This window comes from Nocardia sp. NPDC004722 (assembly GCF_053601505.1).
This window is the reverse complement of record NZ_JBSGBY010000594.1, coordinates 1-5,137: the sequence shown is the minus strand read 5'-3', so window position 1 is coordinate 5,137 and position 5,137 is coordinate 1. Positions and strand designations below refer to the sequence as shown.

Here is a 5,137-nt window from a genome sequence, read left to right as displayed (position 1 = left end):
GGCGACCGTCGCCGAAGTGCGGGAGCTGTCCACCACGATCGTTCGCGGCTGCCTGGAGATCGCCCGGCAGGCGGGCATGATCGACGAATCCGCCGGGCGGCCGGGCTGGTTCAGGTTCACCCACGGCTTGACCCGCGACTGCGTCACCGCCCAATTGACCTCCGGCGAGCGGGCCGGTCTGCACGCGGCGATCGCCGTCGCCGGGGCGGATGCCGCCGGGCATCGCTCCTATGAGGCGTCGATCGCGACCGCCTATCACGCGTGGCGAGCCGGCGAGGTCTTGGAGGTGGCGACGGCCCTGACGATGACCGATGCCGCGATGGCCGCGGCGGCCGATCGGTCGGCCTACGCCGACATCGAGATCCTGGCACAGCACGCACTGCAGATATGCGGCCGATTGCCTTGGGGGCCGGCGCGATTCGACCGCGAGACCACGCTGTGGCTGCGACTTGCCACGGTCTGGCAGGTGCTCAAGGGGCTCGGACATGCCGATACCCGGATGGCGATCGATCGGGCACTGGCACCCGGTGGTCAACCGGGCGGGAACCAGATCCTGGTCATCGCCATGCAGGTGGGGCTCATCACCACCCAAGGGCGTTATCGGGAAGCCTCGGTCATCGTGGAGGGACTCGTCGAACGGTATGCCACCGGCGAGGATCGGACGGCCGGCTGGTTCGGTCATTACACGCGTGCGGTGATCCGTTGCATGCGTGGGGATTTCGAGGCCTCGATGACCGATATCGACCTCGTGCTCGCGATGCCGCCGCTCCCCGGAGCGGGTCGGCTCATCCCCCGGGTGGACGTACGGCTGTACTCGACCGCGGCGCTGATCTTCGCGCTGCGCGGCGACAAGGATCGGGCGTGGCGGGTGGCGCACGAAGGAATCGCGGTGGGCGTGGACTCCGGTGACCTGTACAGCACCGCCATCGTGCGGCTGACACTGTTGTGGATCAATGCGATTCACGGTGTCGTCGCGGGAACCGCTCAGCTGGCGGACGAATTCGCCACCGAGATGTCGGACCTGACGTTGGCCCAGATGGCGGCTGCCGCGCGGCTGATCGGCGCCTGGGCGCGGGCGCTCGGGCCGGATCGACTCGACACCGCCGACGACGCGCGTGCCGCCTACGAGGTCTGCACGGAGGACGGCACCCGGATTATGGCGCCGCTGTATCTGTTGCTGCTCGCCGACATCGAGGTCGCGCGCGGGAATCGCGATGCCGCACGCGAACTGCTGCACCGCGCGGAACTGCAGATCGACGCGTCCGGTGAACACGTATGGGATCCGCTGGTGTCGGAGCGCTTGCGCGGTCTCGGGGAGCGGTCGGCGGCACCGCATCACATCGACGGCCGCCGCGATCGTGGGGCGTGAACGTCGCTCAGTCCGCGTTGACGACGACCAGTCTGCGCCGGACTCGTTCGGGCATCGTGGAGAATCCCTTGTAGTAGATCCGGGCGATCAGCGACCATTCCAGCGACGAGTGCACCGCGGCCGCCGAAGGGGCGGCATCCGCTGGGACGGGTACCTCGAACGGTATGCGCACCGCAGTACGCGCGGGCATGGGAACGCGCATGCCGAGTTTCACGATCGGCGCGGTCTGCGACTCACCCCCTCCCGGATTTCGCGCGAGCGGATGCGACAGCCGCTTGCGCTCCAGGTACACCGCGATGTCGGCGTCGGGCCGATCGGCGGTCGGAATGACCGTCAGCAGTCCCGTCACCGCCTCGCCCGCCCGCACGATCGCGGAATCGACCGCGATCTCGATCTCGGAGGCGTCGCCGAGCATCCGTTCGACAGCGGGTGGCGGGGCCGGTTGGTCCGCCTTACCGACCACGACCTGAAAGGCGCAGCGCGCCTCCCTGTTTCGCCGAGCCCGGGTCAGGTGAGCGTGACACTCCCAGCGGGCCAGGGCCGACGAAGACGCGGGCGACCAGGAAGGAACGCGGATCTCCTGATCAACGGCCCGGAATAGACCGTCCGGCACCGCAATCGGCACGCTGAGCGCCGAAACCCAGTCCGAGGTGTTGCGTTCTCCGCCGTAGTTGGTGCCCACCTCGCCCATCAGCGACAACGTATCCGAGACCGCCCCGGCCGCCGAATCCGCCCGACCGGCCCACCGGTACGAGTAGAAGTTGGTGTAGCCCAACTCTATTCGCGCCTCGTCCACCCGGTCGATCGGCGCATCCGCGACGACCCGGACGGTGATCGTGTCGCCGGGGCGGACGATACCCGGGCTCACCTCGCAGCGGATCGGATTTCGACGCCAGAGCATGGATTCACTTTCGTTGGCTGGTCGCGTAGGCCGCGGGATCGGACTTCTTCATGTGGTTTCGCACCGGCCACAACAGCAGCCAGAACGTCCCGTACAACGCTCCGAACGTGAGACCCGAAGCGATCACGACGAAGACCCACGCGGGATAGATCAGGATCAAGCAGAGCTGGAGGAACTGTTTGATGACGATCGGATATTCCTCGGCCTGCGACAGCAGAAACCGGGGGCTCGCCGCCGCCCGGAACTGTCCGAACAACGACGTCTTCGCCTCCGCGTCCTGTTGGGCCGCACTGACATCACGACCCCGCTCCTGCTGGGTGCGGCCGCGCGGCGGCGGGGGTGGCTCGGTCGACACGATCGCTCCCCTCAGTTGTCGCGGGGCGGACGGCCCTGCGTGTGGTTCATGGGGATTGGTCATTTCAGGTCTCCTGGTGGAGGTCAGTTCTTCGGGCTGTCGTCGACTTTGATGTCGAACTTCGTGTTGTCACCCTCGACGCTGGTGACCGTCACGTGTACGTCGTAACTGCTGCCCTGGTCGGTGAGCGTGCAAATCAGCGTGGCGTCCTTACGGGCGGGTAGGTTCTCCGGGCAATCGACCTTCTCGGGCTTGCGACCGACCTGATCGGCCAGCTTGCCGCTGATCTCGTTCGCGACATCCTTCTTGTCGACGGAGCGGTCCGTCGAACACCCCGCCAAGGCGAGCGCCGCGAGAGCGAGCGCCGCGGCACGCTGCGGATTCCTCATGGTTTCGTTCCCTCAATAGGTTCGGAGTGTCGAGCGAGCAAACGCTAAGCGGGCACGATTGGAGATCCGTTGGAGCGAAATTGGAAATGGGTCCAATCCACAGGCCCGTGATACCTGCGAGTATCGCAATGACATTCCGTGCCAACGTATCTCGGATCTGCGTCAAGTTTTCCGACTTCATCGCGCACACCCGCGCTCCATCGGCCGCTCGACCGCGATCAGCCCTTGAGATCTTGAGAGTTGTTGAGGCTCAATAGATGTGAGGCGTCTCGCGGATGGGAGCGAATCATGGCGGGTGATGTTTCGGACGCGGCCCTTCGGGCCGAGGCGGCGGAGTTGGAAGGCACGTTGAGTCGCTGGAAGCTCGAGGGGTTCGATCCGGTCGCGGGTTTGGATCTCCTGGCCGCCGCCCGGCTGACGCTCGGAAGCGAGCCTCGACTGGATTCCGACGGGGTGCGGTTGATCATCGCCGAGCTGGACGGGATCTCAGAATTCTCGTACTCGATTCATTTGAGCCCGCAGGCGGTTTCGATGATCGGTGGCGCGGATTTCACGGCAGCGCTGGGCGCGGCCGTGGCGGCGATCCCGGATCTCGCGGCGATTGTGCAGCCACTGCTGTCCTACCTCGGCATTCATTCGGAGGAGCTCGCCGGACAGGCCGATGGCGGGCCGCTGCGGCTCGCCGGGGTGATCCCTTCGCCGTTCCCCGTCCCAGTGGACGAGGCGCCCGAATATTGGGAGGCCGAGCGGCAGCGGGTCGCCGGCGCGCAGCGAACCGACGACGGCCACGACAAAGACCTAGGCGATCACGGAGGAGATGACGAGCGACAGCGGAAGCCGTGGAAGAACAAAGGCCGGGAGTCCTGATCATGAGCAACGTCACCGAACAGCAAGTCCGCGACAAGGTCTCGGAGTTCGAGTCCACGCTAGCCGGCTACCGGCTCGACGGACTCGACCTTGCCAGAGTGTTCGACCTGGACGCGACCGCGCGGTGGGCCCTGCAAGCCACCCGGGAGCCCGACGTCGATGACCTGGTGCGCGCCGATACGCACGGGTTCCTGAACCTGGCCTACACCATCCACCTCAGCCCGCTGGCCGTCACCATGTTCACCACTGCCGCCGACGCGATCGGGGACGCGCTGCGCGATGTGGTGGTCGAGATACCCGCGCTCGCGATCATCTCCATCCCCTTGCTCGCCTTCGTCATGAGCGAGTCCGGCGCCATCAAGTCCGTCGCCGCGGCCTCCGAAAGCGGCGCGGTCGCGCTGGAGGGCATATTCCCCTCCCCATTCGCCATACCGTTCCCCGAAGACCCCGGATTCTGGCCTGCCGACAACCCCGACACCGACCCGGACGCCAATGACAGCGGCGACGACGACCCGTGGCATCTCGACGACGACGGCAGAAACAAAGACCCCGGCGACATCTGGGACGGCGACGACGTCTGACTCTCCTGAGATCAGCGGCGAAGCGCTCCGGCCCGACGGCGAGCCCGCCACCGGTTGTTGATGTAGTGCCTGGATTCCGGTGAGTCCGGCGCACCGGAGGGCGGGTCCGGCGGCCGCAGGCTCACCACCCCGTCCGCGTCGTCGGTCGCGATCATGCCCACCCGCAGTGCCAGCTCCAGCAACAGGTGGGCACCAGATACCGATAGCCCCAGCCATCCAGCGACTGCATGCTGTAAAGCTCTTGCAGCGTCGTCGTACTCGCGTAGAAGGTCCCCGGCCCGACACCTCACAGGTGCCGCCGTGGCACATCGACAACACGTTCGTATCCAGGAGCACACCGTCAGCCATGGAAGGTCGGTTCGAGGCGGGCACCGGCAATATCGCCGACGCGGTCGGCCTGGGCGCGGCCATCGACTATGCCGATCGCCTCGGCATGGACAACATCAACCGCTACGAACACCACCTGCTGTCCTACGCCACGCCCCGGCTGGCGGGCGTCCCGGGTGTGCGGCTGATCGGCACCGCCGCGGACAAGGCCGGCGTGCTGTCGTTCACACTGGCCGGATACGAGCCGATCGAGGTCGGAAAGGCGTTGAACGAGAAGATCTGGGAACAACTCATCTCCGCGGCGCTGTCCCGCAAGCCCTGACAAACCGCACCCGCCGCAGCCGGGAG

The 5,137-nt window shown here is 66.6% G+C and carries 6 protein-coding genes and 2 pseudogenes; 4 read left to right on the top strand and 4 right to left on the bottom strand.

Translation table 11 applies throughout. The features are described 5' to 3' along the window. Positions 1-1,369, top strand: a pseudogene (locus tag ACWELQ_RS37530) (hypothetical protein); the annotation flags it as partial. A gap of 7 nt (positions 1,370-1,376) precedes the next feature. Here the strand turns inward: ACWELQ_RS37530 and ACWELQ_RS37525 are convergent. The 3 genes from ACWELQ_RS37525 to ACWELQ_RS37515 all read right to left on the bottom strand — a co-directional run bounded on the left by ACWELQ_RS37525 (position 1,377) and on the right by ACWELQ_RS37515 (position 3,014). Further along, positions 1,377-2,270, bottom strand: coding sequence for a hypothetical protein (locus tag ACWELQ_RS37525; protein ID WP_452401767.1), 894 nt, complete (start codon positions 2,268-2,270; stop codon positions 1,377-1,379). 4 nt (positions 2,271-2,274) lie between these two features. Then, a complete protein-coding gene (locus ACWELQ_RS37520; protein ID WP_452401766.1) occupies positions 2,275-2,625 on the bottom strand; it encodes a hypothetical protein in 351 nt (116 codons plus the stop codon). A gap of 83 nt (positions 2,626-2,708) precedes the next feature. Then, positions 2,709-3,014 carry a DUF4333 domain-containing protein gene (locus tag ACWELQ_RS37515; RefSeq protein WP_452401765.1) on the bottom strand — a complete coding sequence of 102 codons (306 nt, stop codon included), beginning with the start codon at positions 3,012-3,014 and terminating at the stop codon, positions 2,709-2,711. A gap of 288 nt (positions 3,015-3,302) precedes the next feature. Between ACWELQ_RS37515 and ACWELQ_RS37510 the strand changes: the two genes are divergently transcribed. Both ACWELQ_RS37510 and ACWELQ_RS37505 read left to right on the top strand, forming a co-directional pair. After that, positions 3,303-3,881 (top strand): hypothetical protein, encoded by a 579-nt coding sequence (locus tag ACWELQ_RS37510; protein ID WP_452401764.1) that lies wholly within the window; start codon positions 3,303-3,305, stop codon positions 3,879-3,881. A 2-nt stretch (positions 3,882-3,883) separates the two neighbouring features. Beyond that, a complete protein-coding gene (locus tag ACWELQ_RS37505; RefSeq protein WP_452401763.1) occupies positions 3,884-4,462 on the top strand; it encodes a hypothetical protein in 579 nt (192 codons plus the stop codon). An 11-nt stretch (positions 4,463-4,473) separates the two neighbouring features. On the opposite strand, the gene ACWELQ_RS37500 is transcribed toward ACWELQ_RS37505, so the two are convergent. Next, positions 4,474-4,644, bottom strand: a complete 171-nt coding sequence (locus tag ACWELQ_RS37500) for a hypothetical protein (protein ID WP_452401762.1) — start codon at positions 4,642-4,644, stop codon at positions 4,474-4,476. A 110-nt stretch (positions 4,645-4,754) separates the two neighbouring features. On the opposite strand from ACWELQ_RS37500, the pseudogene ACWELQ_RS37495 reads away from it, so the two are divergent. Next, positions 4,755-5,060: pseudogene (locus ACWELQ_RS37495) on the top strand (aminotransferase class V-fold PLP-dependent enzyme); the annotation flags it as partial. Between the last annotated feature and the right edge of the window lie 77 nt (positions 5,061-5,137).